The following is a 17,689-nucleotide window of genomic DNA, read 5'->3' on the forward strand; positions in this document are numbered from 1 at the left end:
CGATGATCGATCGCCAATATCTCGCCGCCTGGAGTCTCGACCTCGACGACGCCGGCTTCGCGCAGGCGCTGGCCGCCGCGGGCGTCTGGACCGCGGCCCGCCCGGGAGAGCCGCTTGCCGCGCCAGCCGGCAGCGAGCGCGCGCCTGCGGCCAGCGCCGCCAGTATCGTCGATCTCCTTGCCGCTGCCGGCGAGCAGCAGGCGCGCGACGACGACGCGCGTGGCCGGCAGCGCAGCCGCGCCCCGTTGGACTGGCAGGCGCCGCCCCCCGCGGCGCTCGCCACCCTGCCGACGGCGAGCGTGCTGGCCGCGGCCTGGTCGTCCCTTGTGGACCAAGTGTCCGCCGGGCCTCGTCTCGCCGTACGCAGCCGGGCGCAGGGCTGGAAGACGCTGCTGCCGATGGTGCACGCCCTGCAGCAGCCGGCGGTCGCCGCCGCGAGCGTCTTCGTCGCCGACGCCTTCGCGGCCGACGGACGCGTCGATTGGCAACTTCCCTTCCGCATCGCCGTTCTGCCCGACGATCTCCTGGCCGGTTCGTTTGCCGAGATTCCGGCGCCGCCGCAGCCGGGCTGGCCTTATCGCTTCAGCGTCGCCGGCCGCGCCACGCCGCGCCTGGAAGTGCTCGTCTTCAGCGGCTCGCTGCGGCACACCGCCGCCCGCCTGCTGAGCCGCCGTTCGCCGAGCCGGGCGGCGCTGGTGCTCGTCCTCGGGGGAATCGACGCCGTCGGCGACGCGCTCGAAGCGCTGCTGCGCGTCGTCGCCGCAGAGCTGTCGGCCGAAGGCGTGGTCTGCATCGCGCCGCGCGCCGACGCCAACAGCGACGCCGCCCTGCCGACGCTGCAGGGCTTCGCCGACGCGCTGAGCCACGACACGCCGCTGGACGTCGCCCTGGCGCACGCCTTCGGCCAGCGCGTGACCGCGTTCCTCGGCGGCGACCTGCTGCGCATCAGCGCCCTGTCGCATTCGGTCGCCACGCTGACCGCCCGCCTGCGCGCCTTGCCCGACGACGCTGAACTGGCGCTCAGCGAACGCTCGCTATGGCGGCTGGTCGGCGATCCCGATCAGGTCGCCGCGCCGCCGACGCGCGGCGCCACCCGCGCGGCCGGAGGTGATCGGGGCCGTGCACGCGGTCAAGGCAGCGGGCGCGTGGGGGGCGTGCTGCCGTCCGCGCGCAGCGTCTCCCCGGCCCTGCTGGCCCGGCGCATGGACGAGGCGAGCCGCGACTACGGCTACGACCATGAGTCCGACGAAGCGTCGTCGCTGACCGAAGTGGCCAGCGAGTTGCGCGGCCGGGAGGGCGAAGAAGCCGGCGAACAGCCCGAGCTGCGCTTCATCCAGCACCGCTTCTGGCGCCGGCACGAAGCGCAGCTGGTCGAGGAACGGCAACGCCTGCAGGTCGGCGTACCGATCCTGCTGCGCCTGCGCATCGGGCCGCCGGACGAAGCGTGGCAATCGGCGCCGGAAGCGTTTCCGGCGCACGAACTGCCGCGCAGCGAGCAGCCGCATCGACTGCAGGTGGTCTTTCACGAGCCGACGCAACTCGACGCACCGCTGCTCGGCGAGCTCATCCTGCCGCGGTTCGGGCCGAGCAGCGTCGCCGAGTTCGTGTTCACCCCGCGCCGCCGCGCCGCTTTCGCAGGGCGGGTCAGCGTCCTGCACCGCGGCCGCGTGCTGCAGACGGTGCTCATCCACGCCCGCGTCGCCGCCGCCGACGAAGCCCTCGCCGCCGGTAGCGCCGGGGAAGCGATCAGGCAGCAGGTCGAAGCGCGCGTGCGCCAGCATTGGGGCGAACTCGGTTCGCGACGGCGTTTCGACGCCGCTTTCATCCTCAACCACAGCAATGAGCAGCGGCCGCTGCTCACCGGCGTCGCCGGCAAGCGTGCCTGGGCCAAGGATCTGAGCGGTATCGAAGAGCCGATCGCGAGCATCAACCAGCTGCTCTCCGACGTCGCGCACAGCGTCGCCGACTACAGCGAGGGGCTGACCAGTGGCGACAACCGCAAGCTCTTCGTCAAGCTCGCTCGCCTCGGCGCCGACCTCTACTCGAGCCTGGTGATCGACAACCTGCAGCCGCTGCAGCGCGCAGGCATGGACGTCGACGAAGCGACGCACATCCAGCTGGTCAGCACGCGCGCCGACGCCGTCGTTCCCTTCGAGTTCATCTACCAGTACCTGCCGCCCGACGACGATGCGGGCGTCGACTTCTGTCCGAACGCCCTGCAGGCGCTCGCCGACGGCGCCTGTACGCAGGGCTGCGCCGGCCAGCAGGAGCCGCGTCGACACGTCTGTCCGATGGGTTTCTGGGGCCTGCGCAAGGTCATCGAACGACACGTCTACAACCCGGCGATCGACGTCCCCGACCAGGCCGAAGTGATCGTCCAGGCCGAGCCGGTCGGCACGCGCGTACGCCTGCAGCTCGACCAGGGGGCGCTGGTCGGCTACAGCCAGGAGGTCAAGGCGAGCGACGTGGCGCCACTGCTCGCCGCCTTGCGCGAGCAGCTGCCGGAAACGGTGCACGTCGCCGGCAACTGGGACGAATGGAAACAGGCGGTCAGCGGCAGCCACCCGAGCCTGCTCGTCGCCTTCCCGCACAACACCGGCGAACGCCAGGACATCGCGCTGGAAATCGGCGGCGTGGCCTTCAAGACGCTGCGCCTGCCACGCGAATACGTGCATGTCGACGGCGCCTACCCCTTGCTGCTGCTGCTCGGCTGCGACACCGCCAGCAGCGCGCAGCAGTACGCCAACCACATCCGCTATTTCCGCCAGGCGGGCGCCGCGGTGATCGTCTCGACCATCGCCACGGTGTTCGGCCCGCACGCCGTGCGGGTCGGCGAGAAGCTGCTCGAAGTGCTGCTCGCCATCCACCGCCAATCGACTGCCGACGAGCAATCCGGCGCGCCGCGCCAGCCGGACGCCGTTCCCTGCCTCGGCGAAGCGCTGCGCAAAGCGAAACGGCAGGCACTGCGCGAAAGCCTGCCGATGGCCCTGTGCGTCGTCGCTTTCGGCGACGCCGACTGGCGCCTTTGACTGGAGATCGACGATGATGACCCCGACCAGCAACGACGGCGCCTTCCTGCGCATCGAAATGTTGCCCGCACTGCACGGCGACTGCCTGTTCGTCGAATACGGCGACAGCACCCGCACGCGCCGCCTGCTCATCGACGGTGGCCCGATTGCCACCTACCGGCATCTCGCGGCACGCCTGGACGCGCTCCCCGCCGGCGACCGGCGTTTCGAACTGGTGGTCATGAGCCACGTCGATACCGATCACGTCGAGGGCATCGTTCGCCTGCTCGCCAACCAGCCGCTGCCGATGCGGGTCATCGACCTGTGGTTCAACGGCTGGAGCCATCTCACCTCCGGCGGACGCGTGCTGGGAGGCAAGCAGGGCGAGTTTCTCAGCGCGCTGATCGTCCGCCGCTTCGAGGAAGGGCAATGGAACGGCGCGTTTTCCGGGCAGGCGGTGGTCGTCCCCGACGGCGGAGCGCTGCCCGAACGCACGCTGGCCGGAGGCATGAAGCTGACGCTGCTGTCGCCGACACCGGCAACGCTGGCCGAGATGCGCAAGGCGTGGGAAAAGGACCTCGGCGCCGACGTCACCCCCGGCGACCTCGACGCCGCCTGGCAACGCCTCGCGCAGCGCAAGGCCTACCTGCCCGGGCAGGGCCTGCTCGGCACCACCCCCGAACTCGACACGCTGCTCGAACGCCAGCTGAAGGTCGACAGCTCGGCGGCCAACGGCAGTTCGATCGCCTTCCTGGCCGAGTTCGCCGGCAGGTCCTGCCTCTTTCTCGCCGACGCCTACCACCAGGTGATCACCGCCTCGCTCAAACGCCTGCTGCAAGAGCGTGGCCAGGCGATCCTCAAGGTCGACGCCGTGAAAGTCGCCCACCACGGCAGCGCCGGCAACGTCAGCGACGAACTGCTGGCGCTGATCGACAGCCCGCGCTTTCTCGTCAGCACCAACGGCAGCCGCTTCCGCCACCCCGACGCCGAAGCGATGCAACGGATCATCGCCCGCTCGCCGCATCAACCGCCGACGCTGTGCTTCAACTACGCCAGCAAGACGACTCGGCCGTGGGCTTCGCCGCAACGGCAGGCCGAGCTGTCGTATCGAGCCGAACTCAATCCAACCGCGGACGCGCCCTACGTGATACAACTGTAGGCTGCCGTCCTGCCCCGCGGCGACAACAAGCACTCCGGAGCACGGCCAACAGGTAGCTATGACAGACAAGACAAACAGCGAGCAACGAAAATCGGAAACGGGCGCCGCTGTGCCCCTCCCTGCCGCTGAGGAAAATACTTCGCCGGCGCTGACCATCGTCGGCATCGGCGCCTCCGCCGGCGGGCTCGAAGCCTTCGAGATATTCCTTCGCCACCTGCCGCCGGATACGGGAATGGCCTTCGTTCTCGTGCCGCATCTCGACCCCGGCCACGAGAGCATCCTCGGCGAGATCCTGCAACATTCGACGGCCATGCCGGTCCGCGAAGCCGAGGATCAACTGAGCGTCGTCGCGAACACGGTCTATGTCATCCCGCCCAACCGCGAGATGACCCTCCGCGACGGCAAACTGCAGCTCTCGCTACCCGAGTTGCCGCGCGGCCGGCGGATGCCGATCGACAGCTTCCTGCGCAGCCTCGCCGAGGCGTGTAAGCACAACGCCGTGGGCATCGTTCTTTCCGGTACCGGCAGCGACGGCACGCTGGGGCTGCGCGCCATCCACGGCGCGGGAGGCATCACCCTGGTCCAGGAGCCCGCCTCGGCCAAGTATTCCGGGATGCCGGAAAGCGCGCTGCGCAGCGGCTACGCCGGCCATGTCGTGACCGTCGAAGACATGCCGACGCTGCTCCTCGCCGGGACCCACGCGCTCGCCGAGCACGGCGTGGCGGCTGCGCCAACGGCGGCGGGCGCAGCCGACCACAGCGAAGTGCTGCGCGTGCTGCGCAATGCCACCGGTCACGATTTCTCGCTCTACAAGAAGGGCACCATCGGCCGGCGCATCGCGCGCCGGATGGTCCAGCACGCGCTGCGCGACATCGACGCCTACGGCGCCTACCTCGCCGCGCATCCGGCCGAGGTCCAGGCCCTGTTCAGGGACCTGCTGATCAATGTCACCAGCTTCTTTCGCGACCCCGAGGCCTTCGCTGCGCTGGGCAGCGAGATCGTTCCCAAGCTGCTCGCCGGCAAGCCCGACGATTACGTGTTTCGCGTCTGGATCGCCGGCTGCTCGACCGGTGAAGAGGCCTACTCGGTCGCCATTCTGCTGCGCGAAGTCATGGACCGCCTGCAGCAGACGTTCCGCGTCCAGATCTACAGCACCGACCTGGACCAGGAAGCCATTACCGTCGCCCGCAGCGGCTTCTATCCGCCGAACATCGCCGCCGACCTCAGCCCGGAACGTCTGCAACGCTTTTTCGTCCGCGAAGACGCCGCCTACCGGGTGCGGAAGGAGATTCGCGAGATGCTGGTGTTCGCCGTCCAGAACGTGATCAAGGATCCGCCCTTCACCCGACTCGACCTGATCTGCTGCCGCAATGTGATGATCTACCTCGAACCCGAGCTGCAGAACCGGCTCGTCCCGACGCTGCATTACGCGCTCAAGCCGGGTGGCGTTCTCTTCCTGTCGCCGGCCGAGACCATCGCCGATCACGCCGAGCTGTTCCAGCCGCTGAACCACAGGTGGAAAATCTACCGGTCGATTGCCAGCGCCGCGTCGACCCGCGCCTTGATGGTCAGCGGCCTCGCCTGGCCAAGAGCGAATGCCGACAGAAACTGCGAAGCGATGCCGATCGCCGCGACGGCGACCAACATCGAGCAGATCGCGCGGCGGGCCCTGCTCAACGCCTTCGCCCCACCGTCGGTGGTCACCGACGGCACGGGCAACATCCTCTTCGTCCATGGCGAGACCGGCAGGTATCTGCTCCCGGCACCGGGCGAAGGAACGCTCAACGTCGTCGACATGGCCGTCGACGGCCTGCAACTCGAACTGCGCGCGGCGTTCCTCCATGCGGCCGAGAAAGGTGCCCAGACCAGCGCGCGCGAAGTATTGCTGCGCGTGGACGGCGGGTTCCAGACCGTCGCCCTGAGCGTACGCCCCCTGCCCAGCCCGGACAGCAATCGACAGCGGCTGCTGGTCAGTTTCCAGGACGTCGACCGGGCGCTGCCGCTCGCCACGCCGGCCGTCGACGGCACCACCGGCGAGACCGGCGAGGTCGGGGAAGCGGGCGCCGCGCAGCGCGTCGTCGAACTCGAACGCGACCTGGCGGATACCTGGGAGAGCCTGCAATCGACGATCGAGAAGCAGCAGATCTCCAACGAGGAGCTGATGTCGACCAACGAGGAGCTGCAGTCGACCAACGAGGAGTTGCAGTCGACCGTCGAGGAACTCGAGACCTCCAAGGAAGAACTGCAGTCGGTCAATGAAGAACTGGTGACGCTGAATGCCGAATTGCAGACCAATATCGACCAACTCGGCGATACACAAGACGACCTCAGGAACCTGCTCGACAACGTCAGCGGCGGCATCATCTTTCTCGACGCGCAGCTGCTCGTCCGCCGCTTCACCCCGGCGGCTGCGGATCTCTATCGCCTGATCGGCAGCGATATCGGCCGACCGCTGGCCGACATCCGCGCCAACATTGTCGACGACGACCTGCTCGCCGACGCGCGGGCGGTGCTCGACACCGGCCAGGCGCGCGAGCGCGAGCTGCGCACGCGCAGCGGCCTCTGCTATCAGGCGCGCCTGAAGCAGTACCGCCGACTCGACGACCAGCTGGATGGCGTGGTGATCACCTTTACCGACATCAGCGCCCTCCTCGCCGCCCAGTCGGCAAGCGAGGCCGCACGACGGTTCGCCGAAAGCATCGTCGACGCGGTGCGCGAACCCCTGCTCGTCCTCGACGGCCACTTGCAGGTGATCTCCGCCAGCCGCTCGTTCTACCAGCGCTTCCAGGTCAGCCCGGAGGAGACGGTCGGGCGGCAGCTATACGATCTCGGCAACGGGCAGTGGGACATCGTCGCCCTGCGCGAACTGCTCGAAAGCATCCTCCCACGCGACCAGACCGTCGACGGATTTGCCGTGGACTGCGAGCTGCCCAACGTTGGCCGGCGCAAGATGATGCTCAATGCCCGCCGCATGGCGGGTGAATCAGCGCTGATCCTGCTGGCCATGGAAGAAGTGCGCGGCGGCTGAAGTGACGGGCGGGCAGCCCGCCGGACGCCGTCATTGCAGCCGCCGCCAGCGCCGCTACTCGTTCGTCGTTCGCGCGAGCGGCAGCCAGATGCGGAAGGCACTGCCCTTGCCGAGTTCACTACGCACGTCGATGCGTCCGCCGTGCATGCGGACGATTCCCCACGCCGACGACAGGCCGAGCCCGGTGCCGCGGCCGATTGCGCGGGTGGTGTAGAACGGCTCGAAAATGCGCGCCAGGTTTTCCGGCGCGATACCACGGCCATTGTCCTCGATTTCGATCCAGCCTTGATCCCCCTGCCGGCCAGTGCGCAGGAAGATCCGCCCCGCTCCGTTCCCGCTCTCGTCCAGCGACTGGATGGCATTGACCAGCAGGTTCATGAACACGTGGTTGAGCTGACCGGGACAGCAATGAAGCGCCGGCAGGTCGCCGTACTGGCGCACGACTTCAGCGCTTTGCCGCAGTTCGTGGCTGGCGACATTGAGCGTGCTTTCGAGGCCGGCGTGCAGATCGGCGACCTGCCATTCCGACTCGTCGATGCGCGCAAAATCCTTCAGGTCGCTGACGATGCGCGCGACACGCGCGATGCCTGCGGCGGAGTCGGCCACCACGGCCGGGGCATCGTCGCGCACGAAGTCAAGATCGCAACGCTCGCGCAGCGCGTGGATGCTCGCCAGCAGCGAGGAATCCCGGGCGAGCAGGGCCTCGCCCGCCGCGTAGGCATCGATGATCGCCAGCAGGTCCTGCACATAGCCTCCGAGAGTCGCCACGTTGGCGCGCACAAAGCTGATCGGATTGTTGATCTCGTGCGCGACACCGGCCGCGAGCTGCCCCACGGACACCAGCTGCGCCGACTGAACGAGATGCGCCTGCGCCGCCGCCAATTCCTGCAGCAGGCGCTGCTGCTCGGCCTTTTCGGCGGTCAGCTGGCGATTCGCCCGCGCCAGCGCGCGCTGCTGCTCGGCCAGCTCGTCGTTGAGGTCCATCACCGCCGCGAGCAGGTTTTCGTTCTCGCGCACGTCGTGCTCGGCGATCATGGCCAGGTGATCGCCGCGCCGACAGACCTTCGCCAGCAGCGAGCGCGGCTCGCCGAGTTCGCCAAGAAAGGTGATCAGGCCCTGATGCACCACTTGCCCGGGCGTCGCCCGCTGCGCGCCTGCGGCCAGTTCCGCAAAGCTCGGGTTACTGATGTACGGGGCCACATTGTCGACGACGCTGCCGGGCGCGAGTTGCAGCACGGCGTAGAAACCGTCGTTGGCAGAGATCACCCGTCCCGCCAGACTGATGTCTGCCAAGGCGACGGATCGCAGCGACTGTAGCAAAGACTGGTGCATGGACTGCGCTAGCCGCTCACGAGCGCACTGGCGGCCGCCGCAGCACTCACCGCGTCGGCGCCCAGGAGTTCGCCGGCAAAGCTCTGCGCCAGGAGTGGAAACTGGTTGAAAACCAGCCCGCCGACGACGATCCGCGGACAACGGTCGGCACGACCCGCGCGCAGCGCGGCGACCGTTTCGCGCAGGCTGCGCAGTTGCTGCGGCAGCGACGCCGAAAGCCCGACCAGATCGGGTCGCAGCCGCTTTACCTGGTCGATCAGGGCCGCTTGCGGAACGTCGGCGCCGAGATAATGCACCGTCCACCCGGCCAGCTCGAAGGCGTCGGCCACCATCCGCAGGCCAACGCTGTGGCGGTTGCCGGCCGGACACGCCAGGAGCGCCTTGCGACCGTTGTCGGCTGCCGCCACGGCGCGCCCGAAGCCCTGCGCCATCAGGCTTTGCGCCATGGCCGTGGCAAGGTGCTCCTGGGCCACGGAAACGCGGTTCTGCTGCCAGCGTCGACCGACCTCGTAGAGCGCCGGCTGGACGACATGGATTTCAGCATCGGCCAGCGAAGCTTCACGGTCGAGCGCCTGATTGAACAGCGCCGACGCCTCGCGTCTCTGGCCCGCGAGCATGGCATTCCCGAAGGCCTCGGCTTCTTCCCACGGCACGGGGCAGGGGCGATCGTAGGAGGGCGGCGGAAGGCCGCCGGCCAGAGCCTCCCGGCCAGCAGTCAGCGCCGCAAGCACCGGCCTGGCAGCAGCTCCCAGCCGCTTGGCGAAGAACTCGCCGAGGTCGTCGAGCGAGCGCGGCAGCGAATCGCACGGCACACCGCGCGACGAGAGAACCTGCGCCAGCCAGCCGAGATAGGCCAAGAACGGCGACAGATCGCCGCTGGCCAGCGACGGATGCAGGAAGTCAAGGTGGTAAGCGATGTCTTCGGCGCAAGCTGCCAAGGCCTGCGGCCCGCGCCTGGCAAACAACTCCGGCCAGGCCGCCTGGCTGGCGGCAGTCGCATGCGCGATCGCTTCGCCGCGCAGGGCGAGGAAGCGCTCGATCGTTTCTTCGTCGGTCTGATAGCCACTGGGGGGGGTAGTCATCTCACGCTCCCGGTCGGCGCTGCTTGGCGCATGGCCAACTCACTCGGCGATCCGCTCCAGGCGACGGATAGGTGTGGACGCGCGAGAAAAGCTTGGCGCACGGCGTCGTGCATGCCGTTGGCGACGGTGAAGCGGCTCAGGGCGACGAACACATCACGGTTTCCTTATGGGGGAGCGCATTAGAGCAGCTGCGTTCGGCGCTGGCAAGCCTTGCTGCGCGTCGGCCGAAGCGCCGCAAGCGACGCTCGCCGTCGGACAAGGCGCGCAGGACGCATGGTGGCGCATCGACGATCAGTCGTGCTCCTTGCCAAAGCGTTCCTTCCAGGTGCGGAAAGCGTCGCGAATCTCGCTCTTCAGGTGCTCGTCGTCCCACGGTTTGCTGAGGTACTTGTGGATCGAGCCCTTGTTGATGGCGTCGGTCACGGCGGTGATTTCGGAGTAACCGGAGAGAACCAGGCGCACGGTACGGGGATAGAGCGTCTTGACGCGGGCGAGAAGCTCGGTACCGGTCATCACCGGCATGCGCTGGTCGGAGACGATCACCGCGACGGGCTCGCGCGCCAGGACGGCGAAGGCGGTGCTGGCACTGTCGGCAAGCAGCACCCGATAGCCCTCGCGGCGGAGCAGGCGGTTGAGCGCCGAAAGAATGCTCGGCTCGTCGTCGACCAGCAGCACGGTCGGCGGCGCGTCGTCCCTGCCACTCGCGAGGGCCAGGCGCTTGCCGGCGCTGCGCAGCGCGGCGAGCTGGTCGGCGGGCAGCGGTCGCGAGAAGAAATAGCCCTGCATCTCGTCGCAATCGTTGCGCCGCAGATACTGCATCTGCTCCTCGCTTTCAACGCCTTCGGCGAGCGTGATCTTGCCCAGCTTGTGCGACATGGCGATGATCGCCTGGGTGATCGCGGCGTTGGCCGGATTGCTGATGATGTCGCTGACGAAAGACTGATCGATCTTGACGACGTCGATCGGAAAACGTGACAGGTAGGCGAGCGACGAATAGCCGGTGCCAAAGTCGTCGAGCGACAGGCGCACGCCGATTTCCTTGAGCCGCTCGCTGGTCCGCGCCGACATCACCACGTCGTGCATCATCGCCCCCTCGGTGATCTCGAGTTCGAGCGTGCGCGGGTCGACGTGGTGCTTGGCGAGCGCATCGCCGACGCTCTGGCAGAGATTGGCCATGCGGAAATGGCGCGCCGAGAGGTTGACCGCCACCTTGAGTGGCGGGAAGCCGGCGTCGAGCCAGGCGCGCGCCTGGCGGCAGGCCTCGCCAACAACCCATTCGCCGATGGCGATGATCAGGCCGCTCTCTTCGGCCCAGGGAATGAACAGGCCAGGCGGGATCATTCCCTTCTCGGGATGCTGCCAGCGCAGCAGCGCCTCGACGCCGACCAGCGCACCGGTGTGCAGGCTCAGCTGCGGCTGGTAATGCAGCAGCAGTTGGCGGTTTTCGACGACGCGGCGCAGCTCGCCGAGCAATTCACGGCGTTGCCCATCCTCCGCATGCAGCAGGCGATCGAAGCGCGCCACGCCGTCGCCGCCGTCGCGCTTGGCTTTTTGCGTTGCACTGCTGGCGCGGGCCAGCAAGTCGCCCGGATCTTCGCCGTCGACCGGAAAACAGGCGAAGCCAATTGACGGGGTGACGTCTATCGTGCGCTCGCCACTGTGGAAAGTGGGTCGCAGCGCCGCCTGCAGGCGGCGCGAGATCTCCTCGTAGTCGTCCCCCGCGGCGATGTCCGGAACGATCAGCAAGAGGCCAAACTCGTCGCTGCCCAGGCGGGCGACGACGTCGGCCTCGCGCACGGCATCGGCGAGCCGCTGCCCGATATCGATGAGCAGGCGGTCGCCCTGTTCGTGGCCGAGCAGGCGGTTCACGCTGTCGAAGTTGTCGATGTCGATATGCACGACGGCGATTCCCGTATTGTCGTCGGCAATATGCGTCACCAGCCGGGTCAGTTCGGCAAGAAAGCCGACGCGGTTGCGCAGCCCGGTCAGGGCGTCGGTACTGGTGAACGCCTCCAGCCGCTTTTCCAGCGCGCGTTGCTGCGTGGAGTCCTCACCGATGGCGAAGTAGAAGCTGACCTGCCCTTCCTGATCGGTAATCGGCGAGATCGTTATCCGCTCGGCAAACACCTCGCCGTCCTTGCGCTGATTGATCAACTCGCCGCTCCAGCTGCTGCCGCCGCCGAGGGTTGCCCACATTTCCTTGTACGTGGACTCCGGCGTCAGCCCGGAGCGAAACATCTGCGGCTTGCGCCCAATGACGTCCTCGGCGGCGTAGCCGGTCATCGCCAGCGCCGCCGCATTGGCGAAAAGGATGGTCCGCGCGGCGTCGGTGATGATCACCGACAGCGGCGTGTTCTGCGCGATATCGCGAAAGAGCAGCGCCGACTCCAGGCTCGCGTGCACCCGCGTGACGTCGGTGCCGATGAGAAAGATCGGCGCCAGGACGGTGTCGCTACCGGCGCGTTGCTCGATCGACCACGAGATCCACAGGCGCCGCCCGTCGCCGGCCGTCAGCGGCGTCTCCAGCTGGCGAACGCCACTGTGCGCAGCGAGGTCACGGAGCTCGGCCAGCAGCTCCGGCGCGCGCAGCGAATCGGGGCCGAGGAGCTCGCCCAACGGCCGGCGGAAAACCTGCCCCAGGCGGCTGTAACCGAGCAGACGCAGGCCAAAGGTGTTGACGTACCAGACGCGAAGTTGCGTGTCGACGCGGATGACGATCAAACCGAGCGCATCGTAGATCGACTCCTGCGGCGCGGCGCCAATCAAGACGTCGCCTCCGCGCCGGGCTGCGCTCCGGCCACCGGCAGACGGATGCGAAAGCAGGTACCCCGCCCCGGCTCGCTGTCGACGCTGATCGTTCCCTCGTGGCGCTGGATGATCTCCCAGGAGATCGGCAAACCGAGTCCGGTCCCCTGCCCGACCGGCTTGGTGGTGAAGAAGGGCTCGAAGATCCTTTTCTGGACCTCGGGCGGCATGCCGCCACCGCTGTCCTCGATCTCGACCCAGACGTGCCTGTCCTCGTAACCGCTGCGCAGGGTGATCGTGCCGGCGCCTTCGATCGCCTGCCCGGCATTGACCAGCAGGTTCATGAACACCTGGTTGAGCTGCGCCGGGATACAGCGCACTGCCGGCAGATCGCCCAGGTCACGCACCACCTTGGCCTTGTACTTGAGCTCGTTCCAGATCACGTTCAAGGTGCTCTCCAGACCGCCGTTGATGTCGGCATCCTGCCACACGCCTTCATCGACGTGCGAGAAATCCTTCAGGTCGGCGACGATCCTGCGCACCCGTGCCAGCCCTTCCGCCGACTCGCCGATCAGCGCCGGAATGTCCTCGCGCATGAAGTCGACTTCCGCCGCCTGCCAGGCCTCTTCGACAGCCAGCCTTGCCGGATCATCGGCAGGCAGCCTGGCAACCGCCGCTGCGGCCAGGTCGACGACTTCGAGCAGGCGATCGACGTAAGCCCGCAAGGAACCAAGATTGGAACTGACGAAACCGATCGGGTTGTTGATCTCGTGCGCGACGCCGGCGGCAAGCTGGCCGACGGCGGCCATTTTCTCGGACTGCAGCAACTGGCTCTGCGTGCGCTCGACGGCTTCCATCGCCTGATGCAGTTCGGCCTGCTCGCGCAGCAGCTCGGCGTTGGTTTGCGAGAGCTCCCGCGTTCTCTGTTCGATCTGCTCTTCGAGACGGGTGTTGAGATCGGCCAGTGCGTTGCGCGCGGCCTGCAGCTGCTCGTTGCTCTGCAGCAGCGCGCGGTTGCGCGCCGAGACGACGCCGTAGAGGTCGATCAGCGCGTCGGCGAGTACTGCCTGTGCCGTATCTTCCTTCGCTTCCCGGACCTGCGTCGCCGCTTCCGCGGGCGTATGACCGCTGGCGATCAGCGCCAGTTGCCTGGCCATCAGCTGGTCGTCGGCGAGCATGTGAAAGCTCAGCCAGTTGGCCAGGAAACGCAGCAACAGGCGCCCGTCGAGTTGTCCATTGGCGCCGATCTCGCGGCGCATCGCGGCCAGCTCGTCGACGTAGGCGCGATGGGCGTGCACCTGATGTTCGATCCCATTGGCGTCCATTCCGGCCTCGCTCATCAGCCGTTCCTCGTCGCGAAAATGTGTCCGCGCGTACCTGTCGAGATCATCGAGCAGGGTTTCGACGTCTTCGCCTGACACCGGCTCGCTGCTGGCGAGCAGCGGGGCAACGCCGTTGATCAGGTCGACCAGGCCCCGGTGCTCGCGGTCGACGATCTCGATGCCGGTCACGAAGTGCCTGCTCCAGTTCATGAATACCATGGTTTTTCTCTCGTCTGCATAGTGTGGCTCGGCCTCCTCCGCCGATCACTCGTTCGCCGAGTCGGCTTGACTGGCGTCGATCGGCAGGGTGATGCGGAAAGTCGTACCGCGACCGACTTCCGAGCGGAATTCGATGCGGCCATGATGCCGGGCAACGATGGCGAATGAAATCGACAGGCCAAGCCCGGTCCCCTTGCCGACCGGCTTGGTGGTGTAGAAGGGCTCGAACAGGCGCTTCTGCACCTCCGGTGCCATGCCGCGCCCGCTGTCCTCGATCTCGACCCAGACCGCAGCGCCGGCGTCGGCAGTGTCCCCGGAGGCGGCGTCAGTGCCGGTACGGATGACGATCCGGCCACTCGTTTCGATCGCCTGTGCGGCGTTGACCAGCAGGTTCATGAATACCTGGTTGAGCTGCGAGGCGAGGCAGCGGATCGGTGGCAGCGGCGTGTACCGGCGCTCGACGTCGGCCTTGTACTTGAGCTCGTTCCAGACGATGTTGAGCGTGCTTTCGAGGCCTTTTTGAATATCGGTCCACTGCCACTCGCTTTCGCCGACGCGCGAGAAGTCGCGCAGGTCGAGGACGATCTTGTGCACCCGTTCGAGGCCTTCCTTGCTCTCGTGAATCAATTTCGGCAGGTCTTCGACGAGATACGCATGATCGCTCGCCGCTTTCAGGCGGCGGACTTCGTCGAGCGCGCTGCTGCCCGTTACCGCGGGCAGTTCCTCGACACGACGATAGGCGGCATCGATGGCCAGCAGCTCTTCGACGTATTCGCCGAGGGTGCCGAGGTTGGAGTGGACAAAACCGATCGGGTTGTTCAGTTCGTGCGCGACGCCTGCCGCGAGCTGGCCGATCGCCGACATCTTTTCCGACTGCAGGAGTTGCAGATGAGCGTCTTCGAGCTTGCCGTTGAGCGCGGTCACTTCGGCGAGGCGACGCGCCAGCGCGGCCTCTGCCCGTGCCCGCTGGACGACGCTCCATACGGCGTTGGCGATGAGTTGCACCGTCTCGACGTCGAAGTCGTCGTAGGCGGCGATCTTGTTGCCGACGCCGACGACCATGCGCACTGCGCCCTGCTCGATCACCGGTACCGAGATCAGCCGCTGCAGCGGCGCGTGCCCGTCGGGCAGGCCGCGCCTGGCCGCGTACTCGCCGTAATCGTTGAAGCACACCGCGCGTCTCTGGCGGCAGCAATCGGCCCAGATTCCGGCCTCGCTGAGCGGATAGTGGCTGTCGAACATTGCCGCACAGCCCCTGAGCGCGCCGGCGGTCCACGTCGACAACTCGATGGTCTCCTGATCGTCGTTCACGAAATGCAGGAAACCGATGTCGCTGGCGGTCAGTTTTTCGGCGACCTCGAGTCCGTAAGCGAGAAATCCCTTCTCCGCCAGCGTGCCGGCGCGTTCGTTGATCTCGAGCAGTGCCCGCGTCCGCTGTTCGAGCCGGTGGCGCCGCGTGACGTCGAGCGCAATGGCGCCGAGCACCGCTGGCCCGTCGTCCTGCCCGATAATGAAGCTTGTCGTCTGGTAGACTCGTCCAGCGCAGGCCAGCTCCGTGACTTCGGTCTCACCGGCAGCGAGGACGCGCCGATCGAGGGCGTCGAGCGTCTCGCCAAGTTCGCCGGGATACAGCTCGCCGTTGCCACGGCCGAGGATGCCGGCGTCGTCCAGCCTCAGTGCCTCCTGCAGACCGCGGTTGGCGAAGACGACGTGCCGCTGCTGATCCTTGATCGCTGCCAGGCCGGGCAGGTGATCGAGGAAACCCTGCAGCAAGCCACGCACGCGGCGGGAATCCTGCTCGGCGTTCTTGCGCGCGTCGATGTCCTCGACAATCGAAACGAAGTGCTTTGGCGTCCCCTCGTCATCGCGAATCAGCGAGACACTCAGGTTGATCCAGAGGCAACGGCCGTCCTTGCGGATGTAGCGCTTTTCCAGCGTGTAGCGGTCGATTTCCCGACGCAGCGTCCGCTCGAGCTGGGCCAGGTCGCGCGCCAGGTCATCCGGGTGAGTGATGTCCTGGAAGCGCATGGCGAGCAGTTCCGACTCCGTGTAGCCGACCAGCTCGCACAGGCGCTCGTTGACCCGCAGCCAGCGCCCGTCGCACGCAACGAAGGCAATACCGACCGCCGCCTGGTCGACGGCAGCCCGCAGATCCGCTTCGCTGGCGCGCAACCGTTGCTCGCTCTTGCGCAGCGCATCCTCGTCGTGCTTCTGGACGGTGATATCGCGGACAACGCCGGTGATCGTTTGCTTGACGCCGTCCGCCGCGGCGACCAGATGGGCGACACTTCTCAGCCAGCGCAGCTCGCCGTCGCCACGCCGGACGATCCGGTATTCGAGCGCGGGACCATCGACCTCACCGCGCGCGACGCCGCGAAAAGCGAGATCGAGCGCCTGGCGGTCGTCCGCGTGCACCAGCGCCAGCCAGCCTGGCCAGGTGTGCGGGTAGTCGACGTCGGTTCCGGTAATGGCGTACAGGGCATCGCTGACCGCGAAGCGCTGGCTGGAAAGGTCGTAGGAAAAAAGCGCCAGGCCGCCAACCCGCTGCGCCTGGCGGACCCACTCGTCACGTTCGAGCAGACTCGCCGTCATCGCCGACTGCTGCTTCCAGCTGCGCACGAGCAACCAGCCGAGAAGCGTCGTCAGCAGGGCAAACACGGCCATCGCCACCCCACCGGCGACGACTTTCCGCCACCAATCGACGAGCGGGACCGCGGCCGACCGAGCGACGAGCACGGTGAAGCCATAGGTCGAATTTCGCGCGTACGCGACGAGCTGCTCGCTGCCGTCGTCGCTCTTGACGACGACAGCGCCCACGGGCAACCCCGCCAGGGCCTCGCGCAAGGCGCCGCCGGCCAGCGGGGTTCCGGCCTGTACCCCGGCCGGCAGGGCGGGAGCCGCCGCGACCCAGCGCAGTTGCGAATCGAGCAACCCGACGTAGCTCGCCGGTTCGGAAAAGAGCCCGGAAAGCATGCCCTTGAGGTAGTCGACGGGAACCGACGCCACGGCGACGCCGCTGAACGGCTGCTCCCTTGCCCCCAGTCGCCGCGCCATCGCCACCACGGTCTTGCCGGAGATGCGCCCGGTCAGCGGTGGCGCGATCGCCAGCCCGAGCTGCGGATCGTCACGCAGGCGAATGAAATACTCGCGATCCGAGATATTGACGCCGCCCGCGGGACTGGCCTCAGGTGCGTCGACGATCCGGCCGTCGGCGTCACTGATCACGATGAAGCCCAGCGCCGGATGGCGTTGGCTGACGCGCTCCAGCCAGCGCTCCAACTGCTGCCGGCCATGCGCCAGCTGCCTGCCATACTCGTCGGCGACGACGCGCAGGCCGAGGTCGATTCTGCCGTACTGGCTCTCGACATCCTTGCCGATCAGCCGAACGACGGTCGTCGCTTCGGCGCGGAACTTCTGCTCCGCGCTGCGCCGCGAGTCGGCGAAGACGAACACCATTGCGACAGCGACGAGAATATTGATCCCCAGCAGGCCGACGCCGAGGTAGCGGACGAAACGCGCCTCCGGCAGCGAGCGACGCAGCCGCCCCCCGGAATCTGGTCCGGGACGAGGTGCCGCGGGGGACGGACTCGGCTCGCTCATGGTTCTGCCGTTGCTTCCCGGTCGGGACATTCGCGCCGGCGGAACAGGGCACCGCCGGGGACGATGGCCTGAACGTCTCTCGGGACGCGCGGGTGTTTGCCGCAACGGCGTAGGATAAGGCCAGCGCGTCAAAAAGACCATCCCGAAATGCGGGGATACTGCCCCGCTGCCGACGGCCATTGCGCACGCGCCGC

General features: G+C 67.5%; 8 protein-coding genes. 3 read left to right on the top strand and 5 right to left on the bottom strand.

Features of this window, described 5'->3' with window-relative positions; all coding sequences use genetic code 11:
* Positions 1–2: 2 nt before the first annotated feature.
* From QZ613_RS09795 to QZ613_RS09805, 3 genes are all read left to right on the top strand, one after another.
* Positions 3–3,029: a hypothetical protein gene (locus QZ613_RS09795; protein ID WP_291982174.1), complete on the top strand. Its 3,027-nt coding sequence runs from the start codon at positions 3–5 to the stop codon at positions 3,027–3,029.
* 13 nt (positions 3,030–3,042) lie between these two features.
* Positions 3,043–4,167 (top strand): hypothetical protein, encoded by a 1,125-nt coding sequence (locus tag QZ613_RS09800; protein WP_291982176.1) that lies wholly within the window; start codon positions 3,043–3,045, stop codon positions 4,165–4,167.
* Between the two features lie 109 nt (positions 4,168–4,276).
* Positions 4,277–7,195 carry a chemotaxis protein CheB gene (locus QZ613_RS09805; protein WP_291982178.1) on the top strand — a complete coding sequence of 973 codons (2,919 nt, stop codon included), beginning with the start codon at positions 4,277–4,279 and terminating at the stop codon, positions 7,193–7,195.
* Positions 7,196–7,249: 54 nt separating this feature from the next.
* Here QZ613_RS09805 and QZ613_RS09810 read toward each other — a convergent pair whose 3' ends face one another.
* The 5 genes from QZ613_RS09810 to QZ613_RS09830 all read right to left on the bottom strand — a co-directional run bounded on the left by QZ613_RS09810 (position 7,250) and on the right by QZ613_RS09830 (position 17,495).
* Positions 7,250–8,488 carry an ATP-binding protein gene (locus QZ613_RS09810; RefSeq protein WP_291982180.1) on the bottom strand — a complete coding sequence of 413 codons (1,239 nt, stop codon included), beginning with the start codon at positions 8,486–8,488 and terminating at the stop codon, positions 7,250–7,252.
* Positions 8,489–8,535: 47 nt separating this feature from the next.
* Positions 8,536–9,609 (bottom strand): cobalamin-dependent protein, encoded by a 1,074-nt coding sequence (locus tag QZ613_RS09815; protein WP_043565834.1) that lies wholly within the window; start codon positions 9,607–9,609, stop codon positions 8,536–8,538.
* A gap of 291 nt (positions 9,610–9,900) precedes the next feature.
* Positions 9,901–12,375 carry an EAL domain-containing protein gene (locus QZ613_RS09820; RefSeq protein ID WP_291982182.1) on the bottom strand — a complete coding sequence of 825 codons (2,475 nt, stop codon included), beginning with the start codon at positions 12,373–12,375 and terminating at the stop codon, positions 9,901–9,903.
* Positions 12,372–13,895 (bottom strand): ATP-binding protein, encoded by a 1,524-nt coding sequence (locus QZ613_RS09825; protein WP_291862317.1) that lies wholly within the window; start codon positions 13,893–13,895, stop codon positions 12,372–12,374. The genes QZ613_RS09820 and QZ613_RS09825 overlap by 4 nt, the downstream gene beginning before the upstream one ends.
* A gap of 45 nt (positions 13,896–13,940) precedes the next feature.
* Positions 13,941–17,495 carry a PAS domain S-box protein gene (locus QZ613_RS09830; protein ID WP_291982184.1) on the bottom strand — a complete coding sequence of 1,185 codons (3,555 nt, stop codon included), beginning with the start codon at positions 17,493–17,495 and terminating at the stop codon, positions 13,941–13,943.
* Positions 17,496–17,689 lie beyond the last annotated feature (194 nt).

The organism is Candidatus Accumulibacter sp. ACC005 (assembly GCF_907163215.1).
Taxonomy (GTDB): Bacteria; Pseudomonadota; Gammaproteobacteria; order Burkholderiales; family Rhodocyclaceae; genus Accumulibacter; species Accumulibacter regalis.

Bases quoted from the DNA above. Each gene is read 5' to 3' on its own strand.
- QZ613_RS09795 (WP_291982174.1), top strand. From the start codon at position 3: ATGATCGATCGCCAATATCTCGCCGCCTGGAGTCTCGACCTCGACGAC.
- QZ613_RS09815 (WP_043565834.1), bottom strand. From the start codon at position 9,609: ATGACTACCCCCCCCAGTGGCTATCAGACCGACGAAGAAACGATCGAG.
- QZ613_RS09825 (WP_291862317.1), bottom strand. From the start codon at position 13,895: ATGGTATTCATGAACTGGAGCAGGCACTTCGTGACCGGCATCGAGATC.
- QZ613_RS09830 (WP_291982184.1), bottom strand. From the start codon at position 17,495: ATGAGCGAGCCGAGTCCGTCCCCCGCGGCACCTCGTCCCGGACCAGAT.
- QZ613_RS09800 (WP_291982176.1), top strand. From the start codon at position 3,043: ATGATGACCCCGACCAGCAACGACGGCGCCTTCCTGCGCATCGAAATG.